The organism is Saccharopolyspora endophytica (genome assembly GCF_018070075.1).
In the GTDB taxonomy this organism is placed as follows: Bacteria; Actinomycetota; Actinomycetes; order Mycobacteriales; family Pseudonocardiaceae; genus Saccharopolyspora; species Saccharopolyspora endophytica.
The window spans coordinates 164,038-179,601 of sequence record NZ_JAGPXE010000003.1; the positions used below are offsets into that span (position 1 = coordinate 164,038).

Below are 15,564 nucleotides of genomic sequence, written 5' to 3' on the forward strand. Positions count from 1 at the left end.
AACGTGGTTCAGCGGAGGGTGATTCGGATGTCGTCGGGCCGGGCGGGCAGCACGTGGCCGATCACCGGGGAGCCGGGGACCTCGCCCACCACCAGGAGACCGCCCGAGGTTTGGGCGTCGGCGAGCAGGAAGAGGTCTTCGGCGCTGGTGCCTCCCGGGTCCAGGTGGGGCCTCACCCAGTCGAGGTTGCGGCGGGTGCCTCCGCTGACGTACCCGTCGCGCACGGCCTCCCTGGCGCCCTCCAGGTAGGGCACCGCCGCGACGTCGAGCTCGGCCGTCGTGCCGGAGGCGCGCATCGTCTTGAATAGGTGCCCGAGGAGCCCGAAACCGGTGACGTCCGTGGCGCACACCGCGCCGGAGCGCAGCGCCGCCTTCGAGGCGTCCCGGTTGAGCTCGGTCATCGCCGCCACGGCGTGGGCGAACCGCTCGCCGGTCTGCTTGTGCCGGGTGTTGAGGACTCCGATGCCCAGCGGTTTGGTCAGCGTCAGCGGCAGACCCGGCCGGGCCGCGTCGTTGCGCAGCATCCGGTCGGGGTCCACCAGACCGGTCACCGCCAGCCCGTACTTGGGTTCCGGGTCGTCGACGCTGTGCCCGCCGCCCAGGTGACACCCGGCCGCGGCCGCGATCTCCGAGCCGCCGCGCAGCACCTCACCGGCCAGCTCGAACGGCAGCACGTCCCGAGGCCAGCCGAGCAGGTTCACCCCGAGCAGCGGTGTCGCGCCCATCGCGTACACATCGGACAGCGCGTTGGCCGCCGCGATCCGCCCCCAGTCGAACGCGTCGTCGACCACGGGCGTGAAGAAGTCCGTGGTCACCACGATCCCGGTGCCCTCGTCGGTGCACACCACGGCGGCGTCGTCGCCGGTGTCCAACCCGACCAGCAGCTTCGCGTTCGGCTCGGCGACCTCCGGCATTAGCCCGCCGACGACCTCCTCCAGCTCGCCCGGCGGGATCTTGCAGGCGCATCCGCCGCCGTGCGCGTACTGCGTGAGCCGGTAGCCGCCCATCGACATCCCTCGCGGTCGGGGAACGAGTTGGCGGAGACGGACGGGAATCGAACCCGCCGCGCCGAGGTGCTCGGCGCCATCGGCTTTGAAGGCCGTGGGGGCCACCAGACCCCTGACGTCTCCGGCGCCCACTGTAGGAGGTAATGCCGATCAGCACAGATCAGTCGGTCACCGACTCCGGGAGGCCGAACTTGGCGAAGTCCACGTCGAAGAAGCACACCACGTGCTCGACCCGCGTTTGGCCGAGTTCGAGCACGTGCAGCTGAAAGGGGCGGAACACGTCGTCGTCGCCGCGGATGTAGACGCCGAAGGCCAGCTGCCCGTTGGCGCGGGTGTGGCGCAGCCGCAGCCCATCCGGCCCGGCGGGGCACTGCCTGGCGTTGAGCTGCGCGATCCGCTCGCCGCCACGCACCCACAGCCGGAAGGGAGGCATCTCCCAGACGGCCTCCGCGGTGAACAGGTCCACGATCGTCGACACGTCCTTGGCCTCGAACGCGGCCACGTAGCGCTCCAGCAGCCGCTCCTGCTCGGCGGTCAGCGGTTGCGGCCGGTCCTCCTCGGTCGGGGAGATGTCGGCGATCTGGGCGCGGGCGCGCTGCAGCACGCTGTTGACCGCGGCGGTGGAGATCTCCAGGGCGGCGGCGACCTCCGCAGCCCGCCACTTGAGGACGTCGCGCAGGATCAGCACCGCCCGCTGCCGCGCGGGCAGGTGCTGCAGGGCGGCGATGAACGCCAGTCGCGTGCTCTCCCGAAGCCCCACGATCGAAGCCGGGTCGGTGGCGGTGTCGGCGATCATCCCGTCCGGGATCGGCTGCAGCCACGGCACTTCGCCGGACTCGACGACCTTCTCGTGCGGCACGTCGTCGGCCGGAGCGCCCAGACCGCTGGGCAGCGGACGTCGCTTGCGGCTCTCCAGCGCGGTCAGGCAGGTCGTCGTGGCGATCTTGTACAGCCAGGTGCGGACCGAACTGCGGCCCTCGAAGCGGTCGTAGGACCGCCACGCCTTGAGGTAGGTCTCCTGAACGAGGTCCTCCGCGTCCTGCAGAGATCCCAGCATCCGGTAGCAGTGCGCGATCAGTTCCCGGCGGTAGGAGTCCGCCTGCGCGACGAAGTCGTCGGTTGGCGCGGTCGAGGTGACTGGCATGGCGCTGTCCTTCGGTGTGAGGTGGCCCGACCCGATGCCGAAGACGCTAGCGCGCTAGACCGACAAAAGGGTCAACAACGACCTTCGCGCCAATAGCCCATGAACGCCACCGCCTGCTTGGGGACGCCGTGCTCGTCGATCAGCAATCGGCGCAGCCGCCTGATCACGCCCGCCTCACCCGCCAGGAACCCGTAGATCGAGCCGGTCGCGCCTTCCGGCACCTCCCAGAGCACCCCGGTGTCGACGTCGACGTCGTCGAGCTCGGACGCCCGCGGGGAGGTGTCGCGGACCGGGCGCAGTTCGCGCAGCGCCTCGGCCACGCCCTCGGTGAGGTGCTTGCCGTGCGGTGCTCCGGCGCGCGGGTACCAGCGGACGTCCACCCCGGCGGGGCGTGCCCACTCCTGCTGGTCGCCGCCGTCGGGGACCTCGACGCAGACCACGCCGCGCGCGTCGGCGGGCAGCGATTCCACGATGGCCGCGAGCGCGGGCACGGCGGTCTCGTCGCCGGCCAGCACCAGGCGGTCGGCGGAGGCCGGGGGAGACCACTCGCAGCCCCACATCCGGCCCGAGCCGGGCCGGTCCGGCGCGAACAGGCCGATGACCTGGCCGGGCCGCGCGGCGGCGGCGAAGGTGGAGGCGGGACCGGCGTGGCCGTCGTCGAGCCCGTGCAGCACGAAGTCGACGTCGACCTCCTGCGCGTGGGACCGGTAGTCGCGGACGGTGTAGGTCCGCAGGTCGGGCCGGACGTCGTCGGGCAGGTCCAGCCAGCGCGGGTACCAGTCGTCGCCCTCGGGGAAGTCGTCGAGCGCGCGGCCCGGCTTGGGCAGCACGATCTTGATGCGCTGATCGTGACCGCCGAACCCGAACCCGGACAGGCAGGCGCCGCCGAAGGTGATCCGCACGAAGCTGGGGCCGAGCCGCCGCACCCGGGTCACCTCGACCGGGAAGAGGCGGTATTCCGGCTTCGCGCTGGCGATACGTCCGGTTCGTGCGACTGTCATCCGAAACCTCCCCGTGGTGGTGCTAGGTTAGCCTAGCCTTAGAATCATGGGAGGTCGACCTTGCGTCACACGATCCGGGCCGCCGCGCTGACCGCGGTCTCGCTCGCCGCCATCGGCACGCTGTCCGCGTGCGGATCATCGCAGCCCGAACAGGCCGGCGACGGCTGGTCCTACACCGATGACCGCGGCATCACGGTGACCCGCCCCGAGCCCCCGCAGCAGATCGTCGCCCAGGTCTCGGCCGGTGCCGCGCTGCAGGACTTCGGCGTCAAGATCGCCGGGACCTTCGGTCCGCTGGTGCGCGACGACGGTTCGGTCGAACCCGAGGCCGGCAGCCTCGACCCCAAAGCGGTCACCGACGTCACCGGCCCGGGCTACGGCGAGGTCAACCTGGAACGGCTCGCCTCGCTGCACCCGGACCTGCTGGTCAGCGGCAAGTACGCCGAGTACCCGGGCCTGTGGCACCTGGTCGAGGACCAGGAGCAGAAGGTCAAGCAGATCGTGCCGACCGCGGGCGTGCAGCAGTCCGGCATCGCGCTGCCCGCCGCGATCGACAAGTACAAGGAGCTCGCCCGCGCGCTGGGCGCGAACGTGGAGTCACCGAAGGTCAAGGCCGACGAGCAGGCGTTCCACGCCGCCGCGTCCCGGCTGCGCGACATCGGCGCGCGGATGAAGGCCGAGGGCAAGTCGATCCTGGCGATCGGCGGCACGAAGGAGGAGTTCTTCGTCGTCGTGCCCGCCCGCAACCCCGACCTGGACTACTACGTCCAGGAACTCGGCCTGCCGATCACCACGCCCGCCAACCCCGACCAGGCCGGCGGCGGCTACTTCGAGCGGCTGTCCTGGGAGAAGGCCAACGCCTATCCCGGCGACATCATGCTCTGGGACGCCCGGTCGGCGTCGATGACGCCCGAGCAGATGAAGCAGAACCCCGTCTTCGCCGCCACACCCGCGGCGAGCGCGGACCGGTTCGTCGAGTGGGACGCCGTCGCCCCGATGAGCCACGCGAGCTACGCCGAGATCATGAACGAGCTCGCCGACCAGCTCGAATCCCGGCTGGCCGCCTGATCTCGTTCTCGGGTGCTCGTGGCAGGGGGTGGGCACTCGGCGGTGGTCCGAACCGTCCGTGATCGATGCCCGGACGGTTCGGGCCAAAACCGCCCGCTCCCAGTGACTTCGCGACCGGGAGCGAGCCGGGGCGCTGTCAGTCGCCGAGGCCGCGGACGTCGGCGAGGAGCTCCAGGGAGCGCAGCCAGGCGGCCCGGTCGACGGCCGAGGAGACGACCATGAGCTCGTCGGCCTGGGCCTGCTTGGCGAACTTGTCGAGGTAGTCGTCCACCTCGGCCGGGGTGCCGACCGCGCTGTAGCGGGTCATCCCCTCGATCTGGCGGCCGGCGGGGGAGGCCAGCAGGGCGTCGATCTCCTCGGTGCTGAGGTTGCGGCCCTGGGCCAGCATCCGGCCCGCGCGGTAGCGCTTGGCCTCCAGGAGCTGCTGCTGGGCGTACTCGGTGGTGTCCGCCGCGATCACGTTGACCCCGGCGATGACGTGGGGCTCCGACAGCTGCGCCGAAGGCTGGAACTCGCGCCGGTAGTGCGAGGTCGCCGCCTCCAGCGCGTCCGGGGCGAAGTGCGAGGCGAAAGCGTAGGGGAGACCCAGCAGGGCGGCCAGCTGCGCGCCGAACATCGACGAACCCAGCACGTACAGCGGCACCTTCGTGCCGTAGCCGGGTGTGGCGTTGACCCCGGCGATGCGGGTCTCGCCGGCCAGGTAGCCCTGCAGCTCCAGCACGTCCTGCGGGAAGGCGTCGGCCGAGGTGGGATCGCGGCGCAGCGCCCGCATCGTGCGCTGGTCGCTGCCGGGCGCGCGACCCAGACCGAGGTCGATCCGGCCCGGGAACAGGGTTTCGAGCGTGCCGAACTGCTCGGCGATGGTCAGCGGCGAGTGGTTGGGCAGCATGATCCCGCCCGCGCCCAGCCGGATCGTGCTGGTCTGGGACGCGACGTGGCCGATCAGGACGCTCGTCGCCGAGGAGGCGATGGTCGGCATGTTGTGGTGCTCGGCGTACCAGATGCGGTGGTAGCCCCACCGCTCGGCGCGTTGGGCCATGTCGACGCTGGCGGTGAAGCTGTCCGCGGCGGTCTCCCCCTCGCCGATGTGCGCCAGATCGAGAACGGAGAGAGCCACAGTCACGACAGGATCAGCCTTTCCACACGCGCCACGGTCCGGGACCCGTCGTCCCGGCCACCCTGGTGGCAACGCGTCGCCGACTCCCGATATTTCCCGGAAGCCGTGTGATCTGGTCCCCGATGCGCGGTGTGCCCGGGCGGGCGCGGTGCGTCAGGCCTTCGGGCCGGGACCGGTGCTGGCGCGCAGGACCAGGTCGGTGGCCAGTTCGACGCGGTTGGTCTCGAAGCGCCCGGTTTCGGCGTGCCGCAGCACCATCCGCGCCGCCTCGGCCGCCATCGTCGCGACCGGCTGGTCGACCGTGGTCAGCGCGGGCGAGATCCACTGCGCCATCGGCAGGTTGTCGAAGCCGATGACGCTGATGTCGTCGGGGATGCGCAGCCCGCGCTGCTCGACGGTCCGGTAGGCGCCCAGCGCCTGCTGGTCGTTGGCGGCGAAGATCGCCGTCGGCGGCTCCGCCAGGGCCAGCAGCTCGCCCGCGGCGTCCTGGCCCCGGTCGTGGGTGAAGTCGCCGTCGGCGATCAGCTCGTCGGCGACCGGGATGCCCGCCGCCATCAGCGCGGAGCGGTAGCCGTCGAGCCGCGCGACCGAGCACTGCAACTGCGGTGGGCCGCCGATGAAACCGATGCGCTCGTGGCCCTGCTCGATGAGGTGCTCGACGGCGGCGCGGGCGCCGCTCCAGTTCGTCGCGCCCACCGACGCCACCCGAGGGTCGGGCTGGCCGAGCGAGTCGATGATGATCACCGGGACGCCGAGGCCGTGCAGCTGCTCCGCGTGCCGCGGGCCGAGCTCGGTGACGGCCAGGATGATGCCGTCCGACCGGCGCGAGGTGAGGTTGTCCAGCCACGCGCGTTCGGTCTTGCGGCCGTCGTGCACCGCCGAGACCACCATGCCCACCCCGGCGTCGTGGGTGACGCTCTCGACGCCCCGCACTATCTCCAGCACCCACTCGTTGTCGAGGGTGTGGAAGACGAGGTCGATCAGCCCCGCGCGCCCGCTGCCGTGGTTGGCCCGCCGCGAGTAGTTGTGGCGGGTGATGAGCTTCTCGACCCGTTCCCGGGTGTGGGCGGCGACCTCCGGACGTCCGTTGAGGACCTTCGAGACCGTCGGGACCGAGACGCCGGCCTCCCGCGCGATGTCGCTGATCGTCACGCGGCTCTTCTTCGCCTCAGCCACCCTGCCTCCTCGCTCGACCGACGTCACCGTACCTGAAAGTTTCGGAGCAACCGCCCGCACCCGATCACCTCACGACGTCACCGTCACCGGGGTGTCCAGGACGCGGTCGGCTCCGACCTCCCGCACCTCGCCGACCAGCCGGAACTCGCCGGACAGCCGGGCGTGCGCGCTGTCGCCGCCCACGTGGACCTCGATCAGCCCGGGGTCGACGATCCGCTTGCCGCGCGCGCCGGTGTAGGCGGTGCGGTCCGCGTGCAGGTGGAACGACACCGTGCGGGACTCGCCCGCGGGCACCGAAACCCGCTTGAAACCGGTCAGCTGGCGGACCGGCCGGGTCACCTGCGCGACGGGGTCGCGCAGGTAGAGCTGCACGACCTCGTCGCCATCGCGGTCGCCGGTGTTGGTGACCGAGCACGAGACGTCCACCGAGCCGTCGGTGGCGACCTCCCCGGCGCTGATCGCCAGGTCCGAGTAGGCGAAGGTCGTGTAGGACAGGCCGTGGCCGAACGGGAACAGCGCCGTCGGGTCCAGCGAGCTGACCTCGCTGGCCGCGCCCAGGGGAGCGGTCAGGTACGTGCCCGGGTTGCCGCCCGGGGTGGCCGGGATCGACACCGGCAACCGGCCCGACGGGTTGACCTCGCCGGTCAGCACGTCGGCGAGCGCCGCAGCACCGGCCTCCCCCGGGAAGAACACCTGCACCACGGCCGCGACCCGGTCGGCGAACCTGCCCAGCGCGTACGGGCGACCGCTGGAAACCACCAGCACCACGGGTGTTCCGGTCTCCAGCAGCTGCTCCACCAGCGCTTCCTGGTCGCCGGGCAGCCGCAGGTCGGCGGCGTCGCAGCCCTCGCCTGAGGTGCCGCGTCCGAACAGGCCGGCCCGGTCGCCCACCACCGCGACGCACAGGTCCGCGTCGGCCGCGGCGGCGCGCGCCGCGTCGAAGTCGGCGCCGCCGGAGGGGAGGTCGCAGCCCTTGACGTGGTCGACATGGGTGGCGATGCGGGCGATCTCGTCGCGGAAGGTCGGCAGGTCGATGCCGTTGGGCCAGTCCGGGTAGGACACGCCGATGTGCGCCGGGAACGAGTAGCAGCCCAGCAGCGCGAACGGGTCGTCGGCCAGCGGGCCCACCAGCGCCACCCCGCCGGGTTCGCGCACCGGCAAGGTGCCGTCGTTGGCCACCAGCACCACCGATTCCTCGGCCAGTCGCCGGGCCAGGTCCCGGTTGCGCGCGGAGTCGAACTCGCGCGGTTGCGCGACCTCCGGCGACCAGTCGGGATCCAGCAGGCCCAGCTCGACCTTCTGGTCGAGCACCCGGGTCAGCGCCCGGTCCACCAGCGCCTCGTCGACCTCGCCGGAGCGCACCAGCTGCGCCAGCGGCTCGACGTAGCAGCGGGCGTTGGGCAGCTCCACGTCCACCCCGGCGCGCAGCGCGGTCGCGCCCGCCGTCCCGGGTCCGTCGGCGACGCCGTGCAGCTTGTGCAGGAACGACACGCCGAAGTAGTCGGCGACGACTGTTCCGGTGAAACCCAGTTCGTCGCGCAGCAGATCGGTCAGCAGCGCCTCGTCGGCGGCCGAGGGCATGCCGTCGACGTCGGTGTAGGAGTGCATGACCGAGCGGGCACCGCCCAGCCGCAGCGCCATCTCGAACGGCGGCAGGACGACGTCGGCGAACTCGCGCGGACCCATGCTCACCGGCGCCAGGTTGCGGCCGGCGCGGGAGGCGGAGTAGCCCGCGAAGTGCTTGAGGGTGGCCACGATTCCGCTGGACTCGAGGCCGGCGACGTAGGCGGAGCCGACCGCGCCGATCAGGTAGGGGTCCTCGCCGATGGTCTCCTCGACCCGTCCCCACCGCAGGTCCCGCACCACGTCGAGGACCGGCGCCAGGCCCTGGTGCACGCCCACCGACCGCATGTCGGCGCCGATGCTCGCGGCCATCTCGCCGACCAGGTCCGGGTCGAAGGAGGCGCCCCAGGACAGCGGAACCGGGTAGGCGGTGGCGCCCCAGGCGGTGAAACCGGCCAGGCACTCCTCGTGCGCCACGGCCGGGATGCCGAACCGGCTGGACCCGGTGATCTCGCGTTGCAGGCGGGTCAGCGCGGCGGCGCCCTCGGCCGGTTCGATGGGCGCGCTGCCGAAGACGCGGGTGAGCTGCCCCAGCCCGTTCTTGATCATCTCGTCCCAGGGCGGGGTGTCGTCGGCGAAGTCCTCCTGGTGCGGCGCGACGCGTTCCTCGGCTCCTGAGACGTAGATCCACATCCCGACGAGCTGGTTGAGCTTCTCCTCCAGCGTCATGCGGGACACCAGGTCGGCGACCCGCTCCTCGACCGGTAGTGCGGGATCGCGGTAGGGCTGGCGGTCCTCGGTCGGGCGCGACTGCGGCATGTGCGGCGACTCCCGTCGTGGTGGGGCGGTCGTCCGGACGAGGATTTCGAAACAGTTTCGGCCAGCGTCGCGGTCGACCAGGGGTGCAACGTTCGACAGATTGCCACATGGTTCATCGAAAGTCCTGCATTGGGGCCGATAAATCACGGATCGAGCACAGCGTGAAAGTTTTGGAAACTCGGTCTTGTAGATCGCTTCGACGCTGCGGTACGGTCTCGCCGACCGGAAGCCGGGTGTGACCGCGTGCACACCGGCCCCGGGACTCCGGAAGGTCCGCAACGGTGCGACGGGAGTTGACGATGCGTGGACTGCGACGTCTGTGCGCGATGGGTGCGGCGCTGGCGTTCGCGCTGACCTCCACCGGCTGCGCCGTGCTGCTGCCGCCGAGCGAGGGCAGCGCCGACGTGGTCACCACCTGGGCGATCAGCGGCGGTGGTGAGGAAGAGCTGATGCCCGCCGAGGGCGAGAAGTTCCAGCAGCGAACCGGTCGCCGCATGCAGACCCAGTTCTTCCAGAACGACCCCTACAAGAACAAGCTCTGGGTCTCGATGGGTTCCGGCACGCCGCCGGACACCTTCTTCGGCTGGGGCGGGGGCGCGCTGCAGGCGTTCATCGACGCGGGCAAGGTCGCCGACCTCGGCCCGGCGATGCGCGAACACCCCGAGTGGCGGCAGAACTTCCTGCCCAGCGTGATGAGCCCCGTCGACATCAACGGCGGCACCTACGGCATCCCCGTCGGCGGGATCCAGCCCGTCCTGCTGTACTTCAACAAGGACGTCTTCGCCCGGGTCGGCCTGCAGCCGCCGCGCACCTGGGGCGAGCTGCTCGACCAGATCCCGCGGTTCCAGCAGGCGGGCGTCCTGCCGATCGCGCTGGGCGGCGCGGACTCCTGGACCTACCTGATGTGGGAGGAGGCCATCGTCGACCGGGTCGCGGGGCCGGAGGCCTTCCGGGACGTGGTCGAGGGCAAGCCCGGAGCGTGGCTCAACCCCGACATCATCAAGGCCAACACCATGCTGCAGGACCTCGTGCGCAGAGGGGCGTTCGGCAACGCCTTCGCCTCCACCAGCGCCGAGCTCGGCCAGCAGCGCACGCTGGTGGCCGGCGAACGCGCGGCGATGATGGTCCACCTCGGTTCCGGCTACTCCGACCTGCTCGGCGACGACGAGAAGTGGGTCCGCGAAGGGCATCTCGGCTGGGCGCCGTTCCCCGCTGTGGAAGGCGGCAAGGGCGATCCGGCCAACCTCGTCGGCAACCCCACCACCTTCATGTCCGCGACCGCGGGCCCCGACCAGCGGGAAGCGGTGGAGTTCCTGCGCCAGGAGCTCTCCAGCGACGCCTTCACCGAGGGCCGTCTGAAGCGCGGCGACGTCCCGCCGGTGACCGGTATCGAGGACCAGCTGCGCGCCTCCGAGGACGCCGACTTCATGACCTTCGTCTACGACCTGGCCAAGAACGCACCGCACTTCCAGCAGTCCTGGGACCAGGCGCTGCCGCCCGGTCCCGCCCAGAACGTGCTGATCAACCTGCAGAAGCTGTTCCTCGACCAGATCAGCCCGGAAGAGTTCTCCCAGCTGATGGAGGAGTCCTCGCGATGACCGCCACCGAGGCGCTGCGCCCCACGGCGCCGCCGACCACCACCGAACGACGGGGCCGCTCCGCGCGGCACTGGACCGAACCCTCCACCTGGTTCGCCGCGCCCGCGCTGGTGTTCTTCGCGGCGTTCGTCGTCGCGCCCATCGTCGTGGTGATCGTGCTGTCCATGATGGACTGGAACGGCATCTCCGCGCCCGAGCTCAACGCCGCGGAGAACTGGGGCAAGCTCGCCTCCGACTCCGGCATGTGGCACTCGGTGTGGGTGTCGCTGCAGGTGATGATCCTGTGCTGGGTCGTGCAAACGCCCATCAGCATCCTGCTCGGCGTCTACGTCGCCGGGCAGCAGCGGCACCGGGCGGTGCTCGCCGCGCTGTTCTTCCTGCCGCTGGTGCTGTCGTCCACCGGCATCGGCATCGTGTGGCGCAACCTCGTCGACCCGGAGTTCGGCGTGCTGCCCGCGCTCGGCCTGCCTGGCCTGAACCTGCTCGGTGACGCGAACCTGGCGCTGTTCACGCTCATCTTCGTGGTGTCCTGGCAGTTCATCCCGTTCCACACGCTGATCTACCAGGCCGGCGTGCGGCAGATCCCCGCGCAGCTCTACGAAGCCGCCGAACTCGACGGAGCCGGGCCGGTGCAGCGGTTCTTCCTGATCACGCTGCCGCAGCTGCGCAACACCATCGTCACCTCCAGCACCCTGATGCTGGTGGGCTCGCTGACCTACTTCGACCTGTTCTACGTGCTCAGCGAAGGCGGACCGGGCGACGCCACCCGGATCCTGCCGGTGAACATGTACGTCACCGGTTTCCAGCAGTACCAGCTCGGATACGCCAGCGCGATCGCGCTGCTGCTGGTGGCGCTCGGCACCGCGCTGTCGCTGGGACTGACCAAGTACTCCGGCTTCGCCCGGATGCGCAGCGACCAGGAGGGCGCGTGATGCTGCGAATCAGAGGTCTGCTGCCCAACGCCGCGGCCCTGCTGTGGGCGCTGGTGGTGGCCGTGCCGCTGTACTACGTGGTGGTCACCAGCCTGCGGGCCCAGGAGGACACCACCGGCGCGAACCCGTTGTCGCTGCCCGGTTCCCCGACGTTGGAGAACTACGGGCTGGTGTTCTCCGACGGGTTCTTGAAGTTCCTGTTCAACAGCCTGCTCACCACCGGGCTGACCGTCGTGGTGGTGCTGCTCGTCGCGCTGCCCGCCGCCTACGTCGTGGTGCGCGGAAAGCGACGCCGACACCAGTGGCTGTTCCGGATGTTCCTGGCAGGACTGGCGATCCCGCTGCAGGCCACGATCATCCCGGTGTACGTGATGATCGTGGAGGCCGGGCTCTACGACAGCCTGCTGGCGATCATCCTGCCCGCGATCGCCTTCGCGATGCCGCTGTCGGTGCTGATCCTCAGCAACTTCCTGCGCGACATCCCCGAGGAGCTCTACGAGTCGATGTGCCTGGACGGCGCGGGGCAGATGCGGGTGCTGGTGGACCTCGTCCTGCCGCTGTCGCGTCCGGCGCTGCTGGCGGTGGGCATCTACCAGGCGCTGCAGGTGTGGAACGGGCTGCTGTTCCCGCTGATCCTCACCCAGCGCGAGGAGACCGCGATGCTGCCCGTGATGCTGTGGCAGTTCCAGGGCCAGTACACCGTCAACGTTCCCGCCATCATGGCCGGTGTGGTGCTCTCGGCGATCCCGGTGCTGGTGCTCTACATCCTCGGCCGACGGTTCATGATCGCCGGACTCACCGCGGGCGCGGGCAAGTGAGAACCGTGCCGGTCGGCGGCCAGGGGCAGGCCGCCGACCGGCACCGTCAGCGCGGTCGGATCGGGGAGCGGTCGAGGTAGCGCAGCACCGCCGAGACCCGCCGGTCGGCGCGGTCGTCCCGCGGCAGGTCGCGGCCGCGGTGACCATCGTCGCCACCCGCGGCATGCTCGGTTACGCCCCACCGCGATCCGCCCCTCAAGGACCAGGATCCGGTGTCGGCGTGGTCCGCTGGGGCCGGCCGTCGGCGCAGGCGGCCGGCCCCGCCCTCACGGCAGTCCGGCGCGCGGCACCTCGACCCGCACCGCGCGCAGCTCGGCCTCGCGGGCCGGTCGGCGCTCGTGCTCGGCGAAGGACGGTGCCGTGCACAGGAACAGCGTCCGGCCGTCCTCGCCACCGAGCATGCAGGCGAAAACGCCCGCGCCCGTGCTGATCTCGTCGAGAACCTCGCCGCCCTCGCGGACCCGGAGCACCCGGGCGTGCAGCGCGTCGGCGACCCAGATCGCCCCCTCGGCGTCCGAGCAGAGGCCGTCCGGCCCGACCGCCAGCGCGCCCAGGGCCTGCTCGACGTCATCGGTGTCCGGGGCCTCGCCGAACGCGGCCCACACCCGGCGGTCGCGCAGCGACCCGTCCTCGGCGACGTCGAACGCGGTGAGACGCCCGGCGAACGTCTCCGCCACCACCAGAACACCGCCCGGCAGCAGCACCATCCCGTTCGGGAAGCGCAGGTCCTCGGCCACCGAGGTCGCCGTCCCGTCAGGGTCGACGCGGGTCAGCCCCGTGTCGCGCATCGGGGCGCCGGCCATCAGGTCGAAACCGAAGTCGCCGACGTAGGCGCGGCCGCGCTCGTCGACGAGCATGTCGTTGAGCACGCCCGGAGCGAGCCCCGAGAGGTCCGCGTGCTCGGTCAGCCGTCCGTCGGTCTCGCGCACCAGCAACCGCTTGTCCCGCATCGACGCGATCAGAGCGCGCCCGTCCGGCAGGAACCCGATTCCCGCGGGCTGCCCCGGGACCTCGGCGACCTCCTCGACCGCGCCGCGGCCGTCGGTGGCCACCACCCGGTGGGTGTAGAAGTCCGACACCCACAGCCTGCCGTCGTGCCAGCGCGGGCACTCCAGGAAGGAGAAACCGTCGGCCACCGTGCTGATGTCGCGGTCCATCGCTCCACCTCGTCACCGTTGACGTCAACCCGGAGTATGCGCGCAGGCAGGTGGGTTGTCAGCCCGCGCGAAGAGCGGGCGAGCCTCGGTCCCCCGAGAGGCCGAGGACCGCCCGCGGTCTGTCAGGACTTCAGCTCGACCACCTCGACGCCGAACGGCGCCAGCGCCACCTCCGACAGCGCCTCACCGGACAGGCTCCGCAGCGAACCCGCCGTGCGCGGAGCCACCGTCGCCGCCTCGGCGTGCTGGCTGACCAGCCACGCGAACCGGCGTCCGTCCTCGTGCACCAGGACATCGGCGAACACCTCCGGATCGTCGACCACGACCTCGCGGGCCACCCCGGCGACGTCGGCCAGCGCCGCGTAGAGCCGGTGGCTGTCGTCCGGGTTCACCCGCGTGCTGCGGGCCGCGAACAGCTCGACCGGGTACGTGCACAGCACCGCCAGGCCTCGGCCGGTCGCGCGGCGCAGCAGCGCCGGGTTGCCGTGCGCATCGGTGGCCACGACCTCGGCGCCGTCCGGGACGACGGGCAGGAACGAGCGGCTGTGCTCGTTGCCCGACACCTGGAACCGCAGCGTCGCACCCGCCTCGATGCCGCCGAAGTCCTCGACGAAGGTGAACACCACCTCCTGGTCGGCGACCTCGTCGACCACGCCGTAGGTGATCTGCTTGCGCACGCCGAAGGTCTCGTCGAAGTAGGGGATCCACGGCTGCCGGTGATGTCCCACCTCACCGGCGGTGTAGGACAGGTACAGCACCGCGCCCTCGGCGACCCGCTCGCGCAGCCGCTGCCACGTCGGGCCCTGGATCTGCTTCACGCACGGCAGCAGGTAGAGGTCGCAGTCGGCGTCGATGCCGTCGCGTTCCCGCGTGAACCCCACCGGCAGGTCGGCTTCCCGGGCCGCCACGTACCCCTGGTGCAGCGTGTCGAAGATCAGCGGCCGGTCGTCGTCCTGGGTGAACGGGTACCCGCGCTCCAGGTACTCGGTCACCAGCAGGCTCGCTCGCGCGTCGCTGCGCTCGCAGCGGGCGAAGTCCACCTGCTCCAGCACCTCGGCGAACGCGGCCAGCTCGTGCAGCGGCGGCTTCGGCGCACCCGTGCGGTCGGTGATGCCGAAGTGCATCTCGAACGGGTGGTGGGAGTACGGGCCCTGGCCGATCAGGTCGTCGTAGTCGGTGTTGTTCCACGCCACCCAACCCGTCGAACCGCCCAGCAGCGAGTTGTGCAGCGTCTGGCGGTAGTAGTGGCCGGCGTTCTCCGGCGACACCTGGTCGCTGGACAGGCCGAACTCCTCCAGCACGACCGGCTTGTCGGCGACCGCCGACAGCTCGCAGATCAACGCCGCGATCAGGTGCTGGCGGACCGGGTCGCTGTCGATCCGGTACACGTGCGGACCCACGAAGTCGACCAACGCGCCCGTCTCGCGCACCGAGAACCCGTTGTCCACGCCGGTGACCTCGATGCCCCACGCGCCGTCGCCCAGCGACACCGGCTGGGTGCCGCCACCGGCCCGCACCGCCTGCACCATCAGCTGCGCCCACGCGCTGACCTGCTCGGTCGGCGCCTTCGGTTCGTGCCGCAACCGCCCGTAGATGGGCATCTCGTTGCTGAGCAGCCAGCCCGCCACCGCCGGGTGACCGGCGAAGCGCTCGGTCATCCGCTGGACGAACCACGCCTGCCGGGACACCAGCCACACGTCGGCGTAGAGGTCCCGGCCGCCGCGCCACTCCGGGTCCCAGTTGTCGCCGGACATGTGCCCGACGAGGAAGGTGGGGATCGAGGTCATGCCGATCTCGGTGTGGGCGTCCAGGAAGTCCTGGTAGTGCGCGACCTTCTGCTCGTCCACGGTGTCCGGGGTGGGCATGAAGTCGGGCCAGTAGAAGAACGACCTGGTCTGCCGCAGGCCGTGGTCGTGGAGCACCCGGAGCTCCTCGCGCACGACCTCGGGGGAGTAGTTCCGCCACATCAGAGGGCCACCGGTGCGCGACCAGAAGTTGGCCCCGAGCCACACCTGGGGCTGTCCGGCCACCATCACCTTGGCGCTATTGCGTCGCATGAAAACCCTTCCGCTGTCTTTCTGTTCTGTGGTTGCCCTGCTTGGCGGTGCGGGTGGCGGAACCTGAGCGGCTTCGTGGACTCCGTGCGCCGCTCCTGATGTATGCC

12 protein-coding genes and 1 tRNA gene are annotated in these 15,564 nt (G+C 71.1%); 4 read left to right on the forward strand and 9 right to left on the reverse strand.

The genetic code is table 11. The features are described 5' to 3' along the window. Positions 1-8: 8 nt before the first annotated feature. The 4 genes from selD to KBO27_RS08375 all read right to left on the reverse strand — a co-directional run bounded on the left by selD (position 9) and on the right by KBO27_RS08375 (position 3,152). Positions 9-1,007 (reverse strand): selenide, water dikinase SelD, encoded by a 999-nt coding sequence (gene selD, locus KBO27_RS08360; RefSeq protein ID WP_210969403.1) that lies wholly within the window; start codon positions 1,005-1,007, stop codon positions 9-11. Between the two features lie 28 nt (positions 1,008-1,035). Then, a tRNA-Sec gene (locus tag KBO27_RS08365) sits at positions 1,036-1,130 on the reverse strand. Positions 1,131-1,167: 37 nt separating this feature from the next. Next, a complete protein-coding gene (locus tag KBO27_RS08370) occupies positions 1,168-2,151 on the reverse strand; it encodes a sigma-70 family RNA polymerase sigma factor (RefSeq protein ID WP_210969404.1) in 984 nt (327 codons plus the stop codon). 71 nt (positions 2,152-2,222) lie between these two features. Then, positions 2,223-3,152 carry a siderophore-interacting protein gene (locus KBO27_RS08375; protein WP_210969405.1) on the reverse strand — a complete coding sequence of 310 codons (930 nt, stop codon included), beginning with the start codon at positions 3,150-3,152 and terminating at the stop codon, positions 2,223-2,225. 60 nt (positions 3,153-3,212) lie between these two features. On the opposite strand from KBO27_RS08375, the gene KBO27_RS08380 reads away from it, so the two are divergent. Continuing rightward, the gene (locus tag KBO27_RS08380) at positions 3,213-4,220 is read left to right on the forward strand and encodes an ABC transporter substrate-binding protein (RefSeq protein ID WP_210969406.1); all 1,008 of its coding nucleotides are present in this window, start codon (positions 3,213-3,215) and stop codon (positions 4,218-4,220) included. Positions 4,221-4,356: 136 nt separating this feature from the next. Here KBO27_RS08380 and KBO27_RS08385 read toward each other — a convergent pair whose 3' ends face one another. The 3 genes from KBO27_RS08385 to KBO27_RS08395 all read right to left on the reverse strand — a co-directional run bounded on the left by KBO27_RS08385 (position 4,357) and on the right by KBO27_RS08395 (position 8,895). After that, on the reverse strand, positions 4,357-5,343 hold the full coding sequence (locus KBO27_RS08385) for an LLM class flavin-dependent oxidoreductase (protein ID WP_210969407.1): 987 nt from the start codon (positions 5,341-5,343) through the stop codon (positions 4,357-4,359). 147 nt (positions 5,344-5,490) lie between these two features. Further along, positions 5,491-6,513 carry a LacI family DNA-binding transcriptional regulator gene (locus tag KBO27_RS08390; protein ID WP_307870295.1) on the reverse strand — a complete coding sequence of 341 codons (1,023 nt, stop codon included), beginning with the start codon at positions 6,511-6,513 and terminating at the stop codon, positions 5,491-5,493. Positions 6,514-6,582: 69 nt separating this feature from the next. Then, positions 6,583-8,895: a beta-xylosidase/alpha-l-arabinosidase gene (locus KBO27_RS08395; protein ID WP_210969409.1), complete on the reverse strand. Its 2,313-nt coding sequence runs from the start codon at positions 8,893-8,895 to the stop codon at positions 6,583-6,585. A 299-nt stretch (positions 8,896-9,194) separates the two neighbouring features. Between KBO27_RS08395 and KBO27_RS08400 the strand changes: the two genes are divergently transcribed. Genes KBO27_RS08400 through KBO27_RS08410 form a run of 3 tightly spaced genes read left to right on the forward strand, consistent with a single transcriptional unit; the run spans position 9,195 to position 12,243 of the window. Next, entirely contained in the window at positions 9,195-10,493 is a 1,299-nt protein-coding gene (locus KBO27_RS08400; protein ID WP_210969410.1) for an ABC transporter substrate-binding protein, read from the forward strand. Continuing rightward, positions 10,490-11,425 carry a carbohydrate ABC transporter permease gene (locus tag KBO27_RS08405; RefSeq protein WP_210969411.1) on the forward strand — a complete coding sequence of 312 codons (936 nt, stop codon included), beginning with the start codon at positions 10,490-10,492 and terminating at the stop codon, positions 11,423-11,425. The genes KBO27_RS08400 and KBO27_RS08405 overlap by 4 nt, the downstream gene beginning before the upstream one ends. After that, positions 11,425-12,243 carry a carbohydrate ABC transporter permease gene (locus KBO27_RS08410; RefSeq protein ID WP_210969412.1) on the forward strand — a complete coding sequence of 273 codons (819 nt, stop codon included), beginning with the start codon at positions 11,425-11,427 and terminating at the stop codon, positions 12,241-12,243. The genes KBO27_RS08405 and KBO27_RS08410 overlap by 1 nt, the downstream gene beginning before the upstream one ends. A gap of 266 nt (positions 12,244-12,509) precedes the next feature. On the opposite strand, the gene KBO27_RS08415 is transcribed toward KBO27_RS08410, so the two are convergent. Together KBO27_RS08415 and KBO27_RS08420 are read right to left on the reverse strand one after the other, a co-directional pair. Continuing rightward, positions 12,510-13,400, reverse strand: coding sequence for an SMP-30/gluconolactonase/LRE family protein (locus KBO27_RS08415; RefSeq protein WP_210969413.1), 891 nt, complete (start codon positions 13,398-13,400; stop codon positions 12,510-12,512). A 122-nt stretch (positions 13,401-13,522) separates the two neighbouring features. Next, positions 13,523-15,457, reverse strand: a complete 1,935-nt coding sequence (locus KBO27_RS08420) for a cellulase family glycosylhydrolase (RefSeq protein ID WP_210969414.1) — start codon at positions 15,455-15,457, stop codon at positions 13,523-13,525. Positions 15,458-15,564 lie beyond the last annotated feature (107 nt).